14 protein-coding genes and 1 riboswitch are annotated in these 16117 nt (G+C 64.0%); of the genes, 7 read left to right on the top strand and 7 right to left on the bottom strand.

Annotated features, from left to right (window positions below):
- Positions 1–11 precede the first annotated feature (11 nt).
- The gene (locus E5E96_RS13765) at positions 12–1064 is read left to right on the top strand and encodes an OmpA family protein (protein WP_171282398.1); all 1053 of its coding nucleotides are present in this window, start codon (positions 12–14) and stop codon (positions 1062–1064) included.
- 140 nt (positions 1065–1204) lie between these two features.
- On the opposite strand, the gene E5E96_RS13760 is transcribed toward E5E96_RS13765, so the two are convergent.
- Both E5E96_RS13760 and E5E96_RS13755 read right to left on the bottom strand, forming a co-directional pair.
- Entirely contained in the window at positions 1205–2899 is a 1695-nt protein-coding gene (locus E5E96_RS13760; protein ID WP_011705191.1) for an NAD-dependent malic enzyme, read from the bottom strand.
- A gap of 68 nt (positions 2900–2967) precedes the next feature.
- Positions 2968–3825: an AraC family transcriptional regulator gene (locus tag E5E96_RS13755; RefSeq protein WP_171282397.1), complete on the bottom strand. Its 858-nt coding sequence runs from the start codon at positions 3823–3825 to the stop codon at positions 2968–2970.
- 120 nt (positions 3826–3945) lie between these two features.
- On the opposite strand from E5E96_RS13755, the gene E5E96_RS13750 reads away from it, so the two are divergent.
- Both E5E96_RS13750 and E5E96_RS13745 read left to right on the top strand, forming a co-directional pair.
- Positions 3946–5325: an MATE family efflux transporter gene (locus tag E5E96_RS13750; protein ID WP_171282396.1), complete on the top strand. Its 1380-nt coding sequence runs from the start codon at positions 3946–3948 to the stop codon at positions 5323–5325.
- A gap of 150 nt (positions 5326–5475) precedes the next feature.
- Positions 5476–5724, top strand: a complete 249-nt coding sequence (locus tag E5E96_RS13745) for a YciN family protein (protein WP_005298586.1) — start codon at positions 5476–5478, stop codon at positions 5722–5724.
- Positions 5725–5758: 34 nt separating this feature from the next.
- Here E5E96_RS13745 and E5E96_RS13740 read toward each other — a convergent pair whose 3' ends face one another.
- The gene (locus tag E5E96_RS13740) at positions 5759–6898 is read right to left on the bottom strand and encodes a diguanylate cyclase (RefSeq protein ID WP_011705188.1); all 1140 of its coding nucleotides are present in this window, start codon (positions 6896–6898) and stop codon (positions 5759–5761) included.
- Positions 6899–7144: 246 nt separating this feature from the next.
- Here E5E96_RS13740 and E5E96_RS13735 point away from each other — a divergent pair, with 246 nt between their 5' ends.
- Together E5E96_RS13735 and E5E96_RS13730 are read left to right on the top strand one after the other, a co-directional pair.
- Positions 7145–8542, top strand: a complete 1398-nt coding sequence (locus E5E96_RS13735) for a nucleobase:cation symporter-2 family protein (protein ID WP_171282395.1) — start codon at positions 7145–7147, stop codon at positions 8540–8542.
- 99 nt (positions 8543–8641) lie between these two features.
- Positions 8642–9343 (top strand): protein ligase, encoded by a 702-nt coding sequence (locus E5E96_RS13730; RefSeq protein WP_171282394.1) that lies wholly within the window; start codon positions 8642–8644, stop codon positions 9341–9343.
- A gap of 108 nt (positions 9344–9451) precedes the next feature.
- Here E5E96_RS13730 and E5E96_RS13725 read toward each other — a convergent pair whose 3' ends face one another.
- Complete coding sequence (locus E5E96_RS13725) at positions 9452–10828, bottom strand: sodium:alanine symporter family protein (RefSeq protein ID WP_130632801.1); 1377 nt, start codon at positions 10826–10828, stop codon at positions 9452–9454.
- A gap of 249 nt (positions 10829–11077) precedes the next feature.
- Positions 11078–11188, bottom strand: a riboswitch (glycine riboswitch).
- Positions 11189–11685: 497 nt separating this feature from the next.
- On the opposite strand from E5E96_RS13725, the gene E5E96_RS13720 reads away from it, so the two are divergent.
- Positions 11686–12837, top strand: a complete 1152-nt coding sequence (locus E5E96_RS13720; protein ID WP_171282393.1) for a type III PLP-dependent enzyme — start codon at positions 11686–11688, stop codon at positions 12835–12837.
- Between the two features lie 66 nt (positions 12838–12903).
- On the opposite strand, the gene E5E96_RS13715 is transcribed toward E5E96_RS13720, so the two are convergent.
- Together E5E96_RS13715 and E5E96_RS13710 are read right to left on the bottom strand one after the other, a co-directional pair.
- Positions 12904–13872, bottom strand: coding sequence for a calcium/sodium antiporter (locus tag E5E96_RS13715; protein ID WP_171282392.1), 969 nt, complete (start codon positions 13870–13872; stop codon positions 12904–12906).
- Positions 13873–13996: 124 nt separating this feature from the next.
- Complete coding sequence (locus tag E5E96_RS13710; protein WP_171282391.1) at positions 13997–14470, bottom strand: peroxiredoxin; 474 nt, start codon at positions 14468–14470, stop codon at positions 13997–13999.
- A 126-nt stretch (positions 14471–14596) separates the two neighbouring features.
- On the opposite strand from E5E96_RS13710, the gene E5E96_RS13705 reads away from it, so the two are divergent.
- Entirely contained in the window at positions 14597–15523 is a 927-nt protein-coding gene (locus E5E96_RS13705) for a phenylacetate--CoA ligase family protein (RefSeq protein WP_171282390.1), read from the top strand.
- Between the two features lie 62 nt (positions 15524–15585).
- Here E5E96_RS13705 and yfcD read toward each other — a convergent pair whose 3' ends face one another.
- Complete coding sequence (gene yfcD / locus E5E96_RS13700) at positions 15586–16089, bottom strand: NUDIX hydrolase YfcD (RefSeq protein ID WP_029301531.1); 504 nt, start codon at positions 16087–16089, stop codon at positions 15586–15588.
- Positions 16090–16117: the final 28 nt, after the last annotated feature.

Raw genomic sequence — 16117 nt, 5'->3', positions numbered from 1 at the left:
GAGGATACGCGATGAACATAAGAGTAAAACCTGTTTGGATTGCATTGGCACTGGCAGCCACGGGCGCACAGGCGGCGCCGGACAACGACTGGTACGCCGGGGTGGGAGGTGGCTGGGCCATCGCTCACGATCTGGGTGACTTTGGCAAGGATGCGAGCAAGGACGCCACTGCGCTCTCCCTGTTCGGCGGCTACAACTTTACCGAGAATCTGGGGGCTGAGCTCGGCTACCTGTCCACCGGTGACTGGGACGTGCAGGGCAACGACTTCAGCAGCCAGGGCGCCACCCTGTCGGTGATTGGTCGGTTGCCACTGGGGGATATCTTCTCGGTGTTCGCCGAGGGCGGCGGTTATATCTACCACGTCAAGTCCATCAACGGCGGCGACAACAACCTGGCTCCGCTGGCCGGCCTCGGCCTCACCGCCAAGCTGCACGACTGGGTCGACATCCAGGCCCGCTACCGCTACATGGTCCGGGTCGGCGACGATCCCGACAATGACAAGGTGGGCAGCGGCACCCAGCGCTGGGTCAGCGACATCAGCACCGCCACCCTGGAGCTGGTGATCCATCCCAACCGCAGCAAACCGGTCGAACCGGCCCCCGCGCCCATGGTCGTTCCCCCGCCACCGCCCGCTCCCGAGCCGGTGGATCAGACCTTCAACCTGAGTTCGGACGTGCTGTTTGCGTTCGGCAAGGCGGAGCTGAAACCGGAGGGGATGCAGGCGCTGGAGTCGCTCTATCAGCAGATAGCCGACGTCAAGCCCAAGGATGGCAATGCCGTGGTGATGGGCTACACCGACCGCATCGGATCGGATGCCAACAACCAGGCGCTGTCGGAAGCCCGTGCCAGCACGGTCGCCAACTTCCTGATCGGCAAAGGGCTGCCCGCCGACAAGGTGAGCATCCAGGGCAATGGCGAGAGCAACCCGGTCACCGGCAGCCAGTGTGATGCCATCAAGGCCAGGGCCGCCCTCATCGACTGCCTGGCACCGGATCGCCGGGTAGAAGTCAGGGTCACCGGCACTCAGGGTGCCCCCGAAGCCGCCGCCCCGGCCGAGCAGTAAGCCCAGCCACGAAGAGAGCACAGTGCCAGACGTGTGAAGAGGTGCAGATAACAACAAGTGGTGAGCAAGCCCACCCACAACGCGATGCACAAAAAAGGGATGCCGAGGCATCCCTTTTGCTTTGCGCCTTCCCGCAGAAATCAGAAGGAGGTACGGCGATAACGGCGATACTCGGGGCGCCAGAAGTTGGCCTCGATGGATTGATCGATCACCTCGTCCGGGGTCTGTACCGCCTTGCCCTGCAGCATGGCGGTCTTGGCCACCATCTTGGCGATGTAGCGGGAGACCTGGTGAATGTCCGCCAGATCCGGCAGCAAGGAGCCCTCCTCCCCCTTCACCAGCGGCGAGCACTCTGCCAGTGCGCGGCTGGCCGACATCAGCATGGCGTCGGTCACCCGGGTGGCACCGGCGGCGATGACGCCAAGGCCGATCCCCGGGAAGATGAAGGAGTTGTTGCACTGGGCGATGACGTAGCGCTTGCCCTTGTACTCCACCGGTGCAAACGGACTGCCGGTGGCCACCAGCGCCTGGCCGTCGGTCCAGCGGATCAGATCTGCCGGGGTCGCCTCGACCCGGGAGGTGGGGTTGGAGAGCGGGAAGATGATGGGGCGGGCACAGTGCTTGTGCATGGTCTTGACCACCTCTTCGGTGAACAGCCCCGGCTGGCCGGAGACCCCGATCAGGATGTCCGGGCGACCGTGCTCCATCACCTCCAGCAGGGAGATGTTGTCCCCCACCGGCCAATCGGCGATGCGCTCCACCGGCTGGGAGAGGCGGCGCTGGAAGTCGAGCTGGTTGGGGATCTTGTCGGTGATGAGGCCGAAGCGGTCCACCATGAAGACCCGGCTGCGCGCCTGGGCATCGGTCAGCCCCTCGGCTTTCATCTGCGCCACGATCTGCTCGGCGATGCCGCAACCGGCGCTGCCAGCGCCGAGGAAGGCGACCCGCTTCTCGGAGAGCTTGGCGCCGGAGGCCTTGCAGGCGGCGATGAGGCTGCCCAGGGTCACGGCGGCGGTGCCCTGAATGTCATCGTTGAAGCAGCAGAGCTCGTTCTTGTAGCGATTGAGCAGCGGCATGGCGTTGTTCTGGGCGAAGTCCTCAAACTGCAGCAGGATGTCGGGCCAGCGGCGCTTGACCGCCTGAATGAAGGCGTCGACGAACTCGGCATACTCTTCACCCGAGATGCGCGGATTGCGCCAGCCCATGTAGAAGGGGTCGTTCAGCAGCTGCTGGTTGTTGGTACCCACGTCCAGCACCACCGGCAGGCAGTAGGCCGGCGAGATGCCACCGCAGGCGGTGTAGAGCGACAGCTTGCCGATGGGAATGCCCATGCCGCCGATGCCCTGATCGCCGAGGCCCAGGATCCGCTCACCGTCGGTGACCACGATCACCTTGACGTTCTGCTTGGTGGCGTTCTGCAGCATGTCATCGATCCTGTCCTTGTCCGGATAGGAGATGAACAGACCGCGGGCGCGACGGTAGATGTTGGAGAACTCCTCGCACGCCTTGCCGACCGTCGGGGTGTAGATGACCGGCAGCATCTCGGTCAGGTGGTTGGTCAGCAGCCGGTAGAACAGCGTCTCGTTGGTGTCCTGGATGTTGCGCAGGTAGATGTGCTTGTCCATGTCGTTACCGAACGCCATGAACTGACGGTAGGCCCGTTCGGCCTGCTCTTCGATGGTCTCGATATTCTGGGGCAGCAGGCCTTCGAGGTTGAAGTTGCTGCGCTCTTCGCTGGTGAAGGCGCTGCCCTTGTTGAGCAGCGGGGTCTCCAGCAGGGCCGGACCGGCATAGGGGATGTAGAGGGGACGTTTCTGGTTATTATCTTCAAACATGGATCGGGTACCTAAACGATGACCTGGACGAAGGAGTCCGCCGATCCTATGGGCTTGCGCCATTAATTTCAAAGAGTTTGCACATCCGTTGCAAAAGGTTTGCGACCCAGGCGACGAAAGGCGCCGGGGGTCAGACCAGTGAGCCGGCGAAAGCGGTTGGCAAAGTTGGCGCCGTCGCTGTAACCGACCCGACCGGCCAGCTCGCCGAGGGGCCAGTTGGTGTAGAGCAGCAGCTGGCGCGCCTTGTTCATCCTGAGCTCGGTCACCTTCGCCATGGGCCCCATGCCGAACGCCTGCTGGCAGAGCCTATGCAGATGGGGTACCGAGCAGGCCATCTGGTCGGCCAGCAACGCCACGCTCCAGGGCTCGTCGAGGCGCGCCTCCACCCGCCGAAACAGCGCCTGCAGCCTGAGCTCCGGGGTGCCGCGCACCTCCCCCTGCAGGGTGCGCTCCAGGAGCGCCAGCAGCAGGCTGAGCAACTGGGGCTGCAGCGGTGAACGAGTGCCTTCCCCCTGCATCAGGCTGAGCAGGTGATAGAGCTGCTCCCCTTCCTCCCCCTGCCAGATACGGTGGCCGAGCCGGTGCAGGTGCTGCCAGCGCGGCACGTCATCCAGCAGGATCCAGCTGGTGCGCCACTGCGCCCCCACCAGCTTGAGACCACCGGGCACTGCCGCCGGCAAGAAGATGAGCGAACCGGCCGGGATGGGCTGCTCGCCACCATCGGTGAGCAGGGCGCCCCCTTCGTCGTGGCTCACCATCAGGATGTGAAACTCCGGCCGGTTGCGACGGATCAGGTAGTGATCGCGAATGTTCGAGAGCCCGGTCAGGAAGATGCCCGCCTCGCCGAGCAGCGGCAGCCCTTCGCGTCCCAGCATCCGCTCCTCGCAGGCCGGGGCAATTTCCAGACACTCGCTGACAAACGGCATAACACCTCAACAGGATAGTTTTACACAAGAAAGCCGAGAGAGGCTCACAGTGAAGCCGCCCGCCACTCCCCCTATCATACCCATGACGAACCTTGCTTTTTATCTACCCGGTTAACATAAATGAATTATTGGCAAGCGATTTTAAAACAAACCACCGATCGTGAGTTCATGACCCGATTGTGGCGGCTGGCCCTGCCGGTCTCGCTGCAATCCATGATGTTCTCCCTGCTCGGCCTCATCGACATCATGATGGTGAGCCAGCTTGGCACCACGGCTGTGGCGGCGGTCGGCTTGGGTAACCGGGTCTTCTTCTTCAATCTGCTGGTGATAGCAGGACTCTCGGGCGGGGTCTCGGTGTTGGCGGCACAGTATTACGGTCGCGGCGAGATGGCCGGGGTGCGCCGCTCGCTGGCGCTGGCGCTGGTGGGGGCCCTGCTGGTGAGCCTGCCGTTTGCCCTCGTCTACGTGCTCTCACCGGGCAGCGTGCTCGGCTTTGCCAGCCAGGAGCCTGCGCTGCGCGAGCTGGCCGATCAGTTTCTGATGATCACCGGCGCCACCATCCTCTGCACCGCCGTGGTGGTACCGCTGGAGTCGGCGCTGCGTTCGGTCGGCAATGCCGCCGCCCCCACCCGCATCGGCATCATCGCCATCATCGCCAACGTCATCCTCAACTACGCCCTCATCTTCGGCCATTTCGGCTTCGAGGCGATGGGGGTAGCCGGCTCGGCCTGGGGCACCACCCTTTCACGGCTGCTGCAAACGGCCCTGCTGCTGCTCTACGTGAGACGCTACGAGGCGCGCCTGATCCCGCGAAGAGATGACTGGCTGGCCGCCTTCAAGCGCAAGGAGGTGGTGCGCTTTACCCTGATCGCCCTGCCGCTCCTGTTCCACGACGGGCTCTGGGCCTTCGGCATGCTGCTCTACGGCTTTCTTTACGCGCACCTTGGCACCGACTCGCTGGCCATCATGACCACCCTCGGCACGCTGGAGAGCATCCTCATCTCCCTCTTCTTCGGGTTGGCGGTGGCCTGCTCCACCCTGCTCGGCCACCGGCTCGGAGCGGAAGAGTACGAGGTTGCCTGGCAGCACTCCCAGCTCTTTCTGCTGCTCGCCCCCATCGGTGCCCTGCTGGTGGGGATCGCGGTCTGGCTGCTGCAGACCCACCTGCTGCAGTGGGTCGGCAACCTGCCGGGCGAGCTGATGACGGAGGCCGGCCAGGTGCTCGCCATCATGTGTCTGGGCATGCTGCTCAAGGTGTTCAACATGGTGGGCATCATAGGGGTGCTGCGCTCGGGCGGGGATGTGAACTACAGCATCTTCATCGACATCGTCGGCATGTGGTGCATCGGCCTGCCACTCGCCTGGGGCGCGGTCAACCTGCTGGGCTGGCCCCTCTCCTGGGTGGTGGCGGTGGTGTTGCTGGAAGAGCTCAGCAAGGTGTTGCTGGTGCAGCGCCGTATTCGCCAGCGCCGCTGGCTCAGAAATCTGGTGCTGGGATAAGGGAAGAGAGCAAAGCGGGAAAATGCGGGGTCATATCAATGACAGAAAATCCCTGTTTGCAGTATGCTGGCCCCCTCTTCAATCAGAGGCAGGGCGCACCGCGTGCAGCGACATTATGCCCCTGCCCAGTAGTCGTTTAAGGAGACGAGCATGCAACCACAGAAAGAGCTGATCACCGAGACTGCCCTGCTGGAGATGGCCAACAAGATCATCAAGGAACACGAAGACTTCATCCACGGCATGCGTGCCGATTCGGTGGAGCAGAAGGGGGAGATCCTGGTGTTCAAGGGGGAGTTCTTCCTGGCCGAAGATGGCACCCCGACCGGCAAGACCATGGCGGTGTTCAACATGTTCAAGCTGCTGGCCCAGCAGCTCTCCGGCAAGTACCAGCTGGGCTGAGCCCGCTCAACACCGCTCAATCAAGATGCCGCCCTCAGGCGGCATCTGTCTGTATGGCGGCAGGCTGTGCCGGTTTACCACCCAGCTCCCCCACCACGCAGTTGCGCCCGGCCATCTTGGCCATGTAGAGGCACTCGTCGGCCCGGTTGAGCAGATCCTCCACCCCCTCGCCGCGCAGGGCCAGGGTCAGGCCGATACTCACCGTCACCTCCAGCAGTTCGTCCGAGGTGGGGCTCTTCACCAGCCGCGCCTCCACCGCCACCCGCAGCCGCTCGGCCACCCGCTTGGCCTGGGCCAGCTCGGCGCAGTTGGGCAGCAGGATGGCAAACTCCTCGCCGCCGTAGCGGCCCAGCACCATGCCGGGCTCCAGCTGCTCCGCCAGGGTCGCCGCCACCTCCTTGAGCACCGCATCCCCCGCCAGATGGCCGAAGGTGTCGTTGATGCGCTTGAAGCGGTCCAGATCCAGCAGCAGCACCGCGAACGGCGCCTGCTTGCGGATCATGCTCATCCTCGCCTTCTCCAGCTGTTTCATCAGCAGGCGGCGGTTCATCATGCCGGTCAGCTCGTCGGTGGTGGACTCCCGGTAGAGCTGCAGCAACATGTTGAGCTGGCCGCACTGCACCCAGCTGCTGGCCAGGGCAAACAGCCCCAGCAACCAGATCTGGTTGAGGGTCTGCACGCTCCAGAGCGGCTGCCCCACCAGCAGCCAGTTGCCGGCCAGCATGGTGACCAGAATGCCCCCCGCCAGCTGCAGGCCGAGGGAGAGCGGAATGGGGAAGATGGCGAACAGGCTGATGAGCAGGTAGGGGAAGGCCATGTAGCCCGCCTGCAGCTCCTGATCCGCGCCGAAGCTGTGCAGGCAGATGAGGGAGAAGAGCATCATCACCGCCATCAGGTAGCCGAGCGCCAGCTTCATGCGTTCGCGTCTGAAGTGGATGAGGTAGGAGAAGGGGATTAGCGGGGAGAGGGCGAGCAGGCAGAAGATCCGGGCCTGAAACAGTTCATCGAACTGGGCGGAGGGCAAGGTCAGCCAGTCCACCACCGCCCAGGCGGGCAGGCCCACCATCAACAGACAGGTGAGCAGCCGAAGACGCACCGTCATAAAGCCCATGCGGGTCAGGGTAAAATCTTCGGAGTGGGCACGGGCACTCCAGAACTCCGACAGCTTCAGCATCCAGAGCCTCCAAATCGCAACAGAGGGCTCATTCTACGCCGTGCGGCGGCAAAATCCTATGCAACCGGCGCCATTTCCGGGCGAGCGCCGTCACACAAACCGGCGGATCATAATCGCCGCGCGCAAACGTTTCAACCCATCAAAAAATAAACCCGTTACAACCCGAATTAGCGCTGGTCAGCCCGTTCTCAATCACTAAAATAGCGCCCAATTTTCTGCCCCCTCCCCCACACATTCGAGGTATTTATGGAACAGGCTGCCGCCGTACGCGCAACCCGAGAGGCCCATCCCCCCAGGCGAGCCCACAGCGAACTGGTCTATGGCATAGAGGATGTCCCGCCCCTGCCCCAGACCCTGTTCGCCGCCCTGCAGCATATGCTCGCCATGTTTGTCGCCATCATCACCCCGCCCCTCATCATCGCCAACGCCCTCGGCCTCCCTGCCGCCGACACCCGCTATATCGTCTCCATGTCGCTGGTCATGTCCGGCATCGCCTCCTTCATCCAGACCCGCCGCTTCGGCCCCCTCGGTTCCGGCCTGCTCTCGGTACAGGGCACCAGCTTCAACTTCCTCGGCCCCATCATCGCCTCCGGCCTCGCCCTCAAGCAGGCGGCCATGCCCACCGAGGATCTGCTGGGCACCCTGTTCGGCACCATGCTGGCGGCCGCCCTCACCATCGTGGTGATGAGCCGCTTCCTGCACCTGGTCAAACGGATCATCACCCCGCTGGTGACCGGCATCGTCGTGCTGCTGATCGGCCTGACCCTCATCAAGGTGGGCCTCATCAGCATGGGGGGTGGCTACGGCGCCCTGGCGGACGGCAGCTTCGCCAGCCACACCAACCTCTTCCTCTCCCTGCTGGTGCTCGGCCTCATCGTGCTGCTGCAGCGCAGCCGCAACCCCTGGCTGCGCCTCTCCGCCATCATGCTCGCCATGCTGGTGGGCTATGCAGTAGCGCTGCTGCTGGGCAAGGTCAACGCCCCCACCTTCGACGGCCCGCTGCTGATGGTGCCTATTCCGCTCCACTACGGGCTCGGCTTTGACTGGCAGCTGTTCGTGCCGCTCGCCATCATCTTCGTGGTGACGGCGCTCGAGGCCATCGGCGACATGACCGCCACCTCCGACATCTCCGGCGAGCCGCTGGAAGGGCCCGTCTACATGGAGCGGATCAAGGGCGGCGTGCTGGCCGATGGTGCCAACTCCATGCTGGCGGCGGTGTTCTCCACCTTCCCCATGTCCACCTTCGCCCAGAACAACGGCGTCATCCAGCTGACCGGGGTGGCCAGCCGCCACGTCGGTCTGTTCATCGCCGCCATGCTGGCGCTGCTCGGCCTGTTCCCGGCGGTGGCCAGCCTGGTGCAGCAGATCCCCGAACCCGTGCTGGGGGGCGCCACCATCGTCATGTTCGGCACCATCGCCGCCGCCGGCGTGCGCATCATCTCCCGCGAGGAGCTCGATCGCCGCGCCCTGATGATCCTGGCGGTATCGCTGGCCATGGGCCTCGGGGTGGCCCAGGTGCCGGAAGTGCTGCAGCACCTGCCGGATCTGGCCAAGAGCGTGCTCTCCTACGGCGTCGCCACCGGCGGCCTCACCGCCATCATCATGAACCTGCTGCTGCCCAAGCGCGCCGCCGCACAGGCCTGACACACCGCCATCCTTGCACCAAAGCCCCGCCATGCGGGGCTTTACCTCCTTCGCTGCCAAGGGTAGTGTGCTGGGCAGCCTCTGCTCAGGATGCCTTTCATGCCCTATACCCTGCTTTCCCCCCTGCCCAGCAGCCACACCCCGGATCAGATCCTGGCCGAGGAGCAGCGCTGGCTGCGAGAATGCGCCCATGACCGCCAGCCCCGCGCCCACCTTTGGCAGGCGCCCCAATGCCTCATCGTCACCCGCAAGGACACCCGTTTGCCCCGCTACCAGGCTGCCTGCGAGCAGCTGGCCGCCGAGGGCTGGCCCGTGCATGTGCGCGACAGCGGCGGCACTGCCGTGCCCCACGGGGCCGGCATCCTCAATCTGTCGCTCATGCTGCCTCGCACCACCACGGATCTGGCTCACTACTACCGGCTGCTGGGGGCGCCGCTGCTCGCCCTGCTGGGGGAATACGGTCTCGCGGGCAGCTATGACTTCGTGCCCGGCTCGTTTTGCGATGGCCAGTACAATCTGGTGATCGGGGGTCGCAAGGTGACCGGCACCGCCCAGCGCTGGCTGGCGCCGGGTCAGGATCACCACGGCGCCGTACTGGCCCAGGCCATGCTGCTGGTGGCCGGCAACGTGGACCAAGGCACCCGGATGGCGAGCCGCTTCTACGAGCTGGCGGGCGGCGAGCTGCGCTTTCTCCCCGCCACCTCCACTACCCTGGCGCAGGCCATAAACTGGCAGGGGAGCGAGGGCGAGCTGGTGGAGAGGGTGCAAACCCGGCTCACCGCGCTGCTGACCCAGGAGTGAGCACAGCGCCCTGCTGCCGGGCACCCAACCGGCCCCCTCATCAAAAACGCCCATAAAAAAAGCCACGACCCGGGTCGTGGCTTTTCGTTGGAATGGGTGGTCGCGGCGTCAGGCCGTCTGCGGCTCGGGCTCGGACTCCGTATCCCGATCCCGGCTGAAGTAGGCGCGGGTCTCGGCAATCACCACGTGGCGCAGGCCGATGAGGCCGATGAGGTTGGGCACCGCCATCAGGCCGTTGACGATGTCGGCCAGCAGCCAGATCAGATCCAGATGGAGGAAGGCACCGCTCGCCACCAGCACCAGATAGATGAGGCGGTAAGGTTTGATCGCCTTCACCCCGAACAGGTACTCGGTGCAGCGCTCGCCGTAGTAGTTCCAGCCAAGGATGGTGGTAAAGGCGAAGAACAACAGGCCAATGCTCACCAGATACTGGCCGACATGGGCATCGAGCCCCTGGGCAAAAGCCAGACTGGTCATGGCCGCGCCGCTCACATCGCCGCTCCACACCCCGGTCACCACCAGGGTCAGACCGGTCATGGTGCAGATGATGATGGTGTCGATGAAGGTACCGGTCATGGAGACCAGCCCCTGCTCCACGCACGAATCGGTCTTGGCCGCCGCCGCCGCGATGGGGGCAGAACCCAGCCCCGACTCGTTGGAGAAGACCCCGCGCGCCACCCCGGACTGGATCGCCAGCATAATGCCGGCACCGACGAAGCCGCCGGTGGCTGCATGGCCGGTGAAGGCGCTCCCGATCACCAGGGCGATCGCCTCCGGCAGGGCGGCGGCATTGTTCACCAGCACACCGAGGCAGGCGACGATGTAGAAGATGGCCATGAAGGGCACCACCTTGCTCGACACGCTGGAGATGGACTGGATGCCCCCCAGGGTCACCAGCGCCACGATCAGGGTCAGCACCACGGCGGTCACTTCACGGGGTACCGAGAAGGAGAGGCTCATGGCGTCACTGATGGCGTTGACCTGCGGGAAGGTGCCGATGCCGAAGAAGGCGACGCCGATGCCGAACAGGGCGAACAGCTTGGCCAGCGGCTTGGAGCCGAGCCCCTTCTCCAGATAGTACATGGGGCCGCCCGCCATCTGGCCGTTGGCATCCTGCTGGCGATATTTCACCGCCAGCAGGCACTCGGCGTACTTGGTGGCCATACCGAACAGGGCGGCCATCCACATCCAGAACAGGGCACCCGGGCCCCCCAGCTTGATGGCGGTGGCGACCCCGACGATGTTGCCGGTGCCTATGGTGGCCGAAAGCGCAGTACAGAGGGCGCCGAAGCTGGAGACATCCCCCTGCTTGCCCTGGCCCTGATCGCGACCAAAGACCAGCCGCAGGGCGAGCGGCAAGCGCACCACCTGAAGCAGACCCAGACGCAGGGTAAGGTAGATACCGGTCCCGACCAGCAGGATCAGCAGGGGTGGCCCCCAGATAAAGCTATCGATGGCGGCGAGCGCCGATTGAATTGATGACATGCATCCTCCTTAAGAAACAAAAATTAAGGAGGAGAAGGATGATCTTCCCATAGGTGTCGCGATCCCCAAAGGCGATCGGATGCGGGCCAAGAACCTGTTCACACTCTTGCTGCGAGGCCGTGATCAAGGCTCATGCGCGGCTCGGAAGCCTCATGTATTTACATACACTCCGGTTCCTGCGCTGCTCTTTGCCTTGCTGACGACCTCTCGCTACCGATCGTGAACAGTTCCAAGCTCAGGTACAACCATCCCATCCCCTCTGTCCTTTTGCCTGAGAGTTTCCGGCGCCAGATTGCGATGCAATCACGGTGCCTTGCTCCTTCGGCGCCCGATTCAACGGGTCTCTCCAGAGTATCGTCCAGTAGCAGTCCACACCGGTTGCCCGGTACCTGAAAGATTCACTTCTTCGGTGGATGGTTGCCCATCGCTCTCCTGCTACCTTCATCCGAACTAGTTTGGATTAGGAAGCGGGCATGGTAATCCAAAAAGTGTGAGCTGTCTCCCACTCGGCCACCCCGGCCGCCGTTTTTTTTCGCACCGAACCATCTGTTATTTGTTCGTTAACTATCAATAAGTTATTCCCACCTGCCGCTGTTCGCCCAGCTTCACTAGCCGATACGGCCGCCATATCAAGATGATATTTCGTCTCGACCAGAAAAACTTGCCGACATATCCAATCAAAAGGGTTGCACACAAACGCAATAAGCCGATAATCCCGCGCATAACTAAGCACTTTGCAATGGAGTTATGCAATGTGCCTGGTTGGTCCCTCCGGACCGCTCGCCTGAGCCGGCCGTCGCCGGTTCAACCCCATATGGCTTGGGCATATCACGCCCCCTAAGGATGACCAAAAGAGAATGAACGAGACCCTGGTAGCACAAGATTACCGTCAGCTGGTTGAACAGTTCGGCTCCCCCCTGCTGCTGCTCGACAAGGCAGCCGTCCGCAAACAGTATCGGGCCCTGGCAGCCGCCCTGCCCGATGTACGATTGCACTATGCACTCAAGCCCCTGCCCCACGAGGCAGTGGTCTCTGTCTTGAAGGAAGAGGGGGCCTGTTTCGATCTGGCCACCAATGGCGAAGTGGATCTGGTGCGCAGTCAGGGTGTCCGCCCGGGACGCTGCATTCATACCCATCCCATCAAGCGCGACAGCGACATCCGCTATGCGCTGGAGTACGGTTGCACCGTGTTTGTCTACGACAACCCGCTGGAGCTGGAGAAGTTCATCCCCTACAAGGATGAAGTGAAACTGCTGCTGCGAGTCAGCTTCCCCAACCCCGAGACCAAGGTCGACCTTTCCAAGAAGTTCGGCTGCACCCCGGAACAGGCGCTGCCGCTGCTGCAGCTGGCCCACGCCAAGGGGATCAAGGTGATGGGGCTGTCGTTCCACGTCGGCTCCCAGGTGCCCCACGCTCGCCGCCACGTGCAGGCCATCGACGCCTGCCGCGAGATCATGGAGCAGGCCTGGGAGCTTGGTCTCAAGCCCTGGGTACTGGATATCGGCGGTGGCTTCCCGGTGGATTATGAGGGCGGCGAGTTCGACATCGACGGCTTCTGCGCGCCGATCCGCGAGGCGCTGGCCAAGCTGCCCGCCACGGTACAGAAGATTGCCGAGCCGGGCCGCTTCATCAGCGCGCCGGCCATGACCTCGGTCTCCAGCGTGATGGGCAAGGCCCATCGCGGCGACAAGATCTGGTACTACCTGGATGACGGTCTCTACGGCAGCTACAACGGCCAGCTCTACGATCACGTCACCTACCCGGTGAGCACCCCACTGGCGCGCGGAGAGCTGTACAACTCGGTGCTCTCCGGCCCCACCTGCGACAGCGTGGACGTGATCCGTGACGGCATCATGCTGCCGGATCTGGCCATCGGCGAGCTGGTGGTGGGCCGGGTGATGGGGGCCTACACCTGGGCCTCGGCCTCCACCTTCAACTTCTTCCCCAAGGCGAGCATCCTGATTCTGGACAGCAGCCAGAAGGGACAGAAGCTGGTGGCTGTCGCCTGACAACAGGCCGAATGCAAAGAGGGGAAGCCGCGGCTTCCCCTCTTTCGTTTCATCCAGCTCAAACGGCTAGATGAACTGACTGGCCAGCAACCAGCCGGTGTAGCCGACGAAGCAGGCGAGCAGCAGGCCCCCCTCCAGCCGGTTGATCCGCCCCTGCCCCTTGCGGCCCAGGCACATCACCAGCAGCAACAGGGTCAGCCCCATCATCACGCTCCAGTCGCGGGAGAGCACTTCCGGTACCACGTCGAGCGGGTGGATCCCCGCCGCGATCCCCACCACCGCCAGGGTGTTGAACAGGTTGGAGCCGAGCACGTTGCCAAGGGCCAGATCGTGCTCGTTCTTGCGAATGGCGATAAGCGAAGAGGCGAGCTCCGGCAGCGAGGTGCCGACGGCGACGATGGTGAGGCCAATCACCAGATCGCTGATGCCAAGCGCCTGGGCGATGGTCACCGCCCCCCACACCAGCAGGCGGGAGGCCGCAATCAGCAGCACCAGCCCGACGATGAGCCAGCCGATGGCCGCCTTGAGAGACATCCCCTCGCTGTCGATGCTCTCCTCGGTTTCCGCATCCAGCGCATCCCCCTTGCCGCGCATGCCAGCCCGGATCGACCAGCCCATCAGGCCGACGAACACCACGCCGAGGATGACGGCGTCCGTGCGGTCCAGATGACCGTCCAGCAGCAGGGCGCCGGAGAGCAGGGTGATGCCGAGCAGGATGGGGATCTCCTTGCGCACCACCTGGGAGGCCACCGCGATGGGGCTGATCAGCGCGGTCAGCCCCAGGATCAGGGCGATATTGGTGATGTTGGAACCATAGGCGTTGCCGAGCGCGAGGCCGGGGTTGCCCTGGGAGGCCGCCAGTGCGGAGACCACCATCTCGGGGGCCGAGGTGCCAAAGCCGATGATCACCATGCCGATCAGCAGCGGCGGCATGCCGGCATAACGGGCGGTGGCGGCGGCGCCATCGACAAACTTGTCCGCACTCCAGACCAGCAGCGCCAGTCCGGCAATCAGGGCAACAAAAGCCAGGGTCATAACATCTCCATTCCATCGCCAGCAAACGCAAGAGCCAGGCGATGGCCCGGCTCTTTGCAGAAGTGGGCCCAGTGTAGCGGGCCGACTTTCCATTTCAAGAAGAAATCAAACGACGATTGATATTTTACAGCGCCGCCAGCAGGCTCTGGGCATCCGATACCTCGAACTTGCCAGGGGCCTCCACGAACAGCTGCTCGACCACGCCATCGTTGGCGATGAGGGCAAAGCGCTGGGCGCGCACGCCACCAAAGGCCCCGGTCTCCTTGGCCAGACCCAGTGCCCGGGTCCAGCTGCCGTCGCCGTCGGCCAGCATGGTGATGGCCTCGGCGTTCTGGGCATCCTGCCACGCCTTCATCACGAAGGCGTCGTTGACCGACAGACAGCAGATGGCATCGACCCCCTGCTCCTTGAACTTGTCCGCCAGCACCACATAGCCGGGCAGGTGGGCGTTGGAACAGGTGGGGGTAAAGGCACCGGGCACCGCAAACAGCACCACCCGCTTGCCGCCAAACAGGCTTTGGCTATCCCGCTGCTGCTTGCCCTCGGCGGTGATGAAGGTGAATTCGCCCACGGGCAGGGCTTGGCCAATCGCTATCATGATCTCTCGTCCTCAACTGGATGGCAGGGGCTCCAGTCTACCCCACTCCCGTCATGTGACACAGACCCCGATCCCGTTCGCCTTTTGGACTAACCTTGAGCAGGATCAGCCGACCAAGGAGGCCTCATGCAGCACTATTACGATGGACTGGAAATTCGCCCCTCCGCCTTGCGAGAGCAGCAACAACTGGATCAACTCAATCACCTGCTTACCCATGTCGGCCAGTATTGCGCCGGTTATTCCAGTGCCTATCGCCAGCGTCGCCTGCAGGAGCTGGGCGAGCTGACCAGCCTGCCCCTGCTCAATGCCAGCGAACTGTTCGCCGCCCAACAGGCTCACCCGCCCTTTGCCGGCCTCACCGGCCGCCCCGCCAGCCAGGCGCTGCGGGTCTTCGCCTGTCCGGGCCAGCTGGCCATTCCCGAGTACGCCGGCGCCGACTGGTGGGGGGCGGCGCGCGCCCTGTTCGCCGCCGGTTTCAAGGCCGGGGAGGTATTGCTCAACGGCCACGACTACCACATCAGCCCCACCGCCTTCATCTTCGACAACGGCGCCCGCCAGCTGGGTGCGCCCGTGGTGCCCTGCGGCCCCCACGATACCGGGCGCCAGCTGGAGGCGCTGCAGCGCTATGAGCCGACCGGGTTCGTCGGGCCGCTGGCGGTGCTGCTGGATCTGCTGGAAGCGGCAGAGCGGGCCGACGTGCCGAGCGACAGCCTGCGCTGCGCCCTGCTGTGCGAATCCTCCCACCCCGATACCCGGCCACTGCAGGCGGTGCACGGCATCCGGGCGCTCAACTGCCTACTACTGCAGGATGCGGGGGTGATCGCCTATGAGAGCCAGCCCGGCCAAGGCTTCATCGTCAACGAAAGCTGCCTCATCGAGATCATCGATCTGGCCAGCGGCGAGCCGGTCATCGGCGATGGCGTCGGTCAGCTGGTGGTGACCCGGCTCGATCTGGAATACCCGCTGCTGCGTCTGGTCACCGAGTGGCAAGGCCACTGGCTCGCCGGCGCCAGTCCGTGCGGGCGCACCAACCGCCGGCTCAGGCTGGTCTAACATCCCCCGCCCGAAACAAAACGGGCAGCCAGTGGCTGCCCGTTTTACATGCTGGGTACGCGTCAGCGCCGCGCCTGCCAGGTGGCGATGGCAAGCAGGGAGTCGGGGGTAAATTCGGCGGCCCGCGCGGCGATCTCCGCCTGGCTCATCCAGCACACCTCGCTCACCTCTTCGGCCTGCAGTTGCAGCGGCCCCTGATAGCGGCAACTGAAGAGACCGCCCCAAACCCGGTACCCCTCCCCTTCGGCATAGAAGTCACCGAAAGCCTGCAGCGGCACATCGCGGATCCCCAGCTCCTCGGCCAGTTCGCGGCGGGCGGAGGGCTCCATCTGCTCGCCCGTGGTGACCACGCCGCCGGCGCAGGCATCCAGCATGCCGGGGCAGAAGTCCTTGCTGAGGGTGCGGCGCTGCACCAGGATGCGGTCAGCCTCGTCGAGCACCAGGATATAGCTGGCGCGGTGGCAGAGGTTCTCCCGCCGCACCTTGGCACGCTCGGCAACCCCGACGACCTGATTGTTTCCATCCACCACATCCACCCATTCCACACGCAGACCCTTCTTGTTCATGGCGTTAAACTGCCCGCAGTATATCGGG

Source organism: Aeromonas sp. 1805 (assembly GCF_013085525.1).
GTDB classification, from domain to species: domain Bacteria; phylum Pseudomonadota; class Gammaproteobacteria; order Enterobacterales; family Aeromonadaceae; genus Aeromonas; species Aeromonas hydrophila.
Note: the sequence above shows the minus strand (reverse complement) of the source record. Positions and strands in the feature narration are given on the sequence as shown.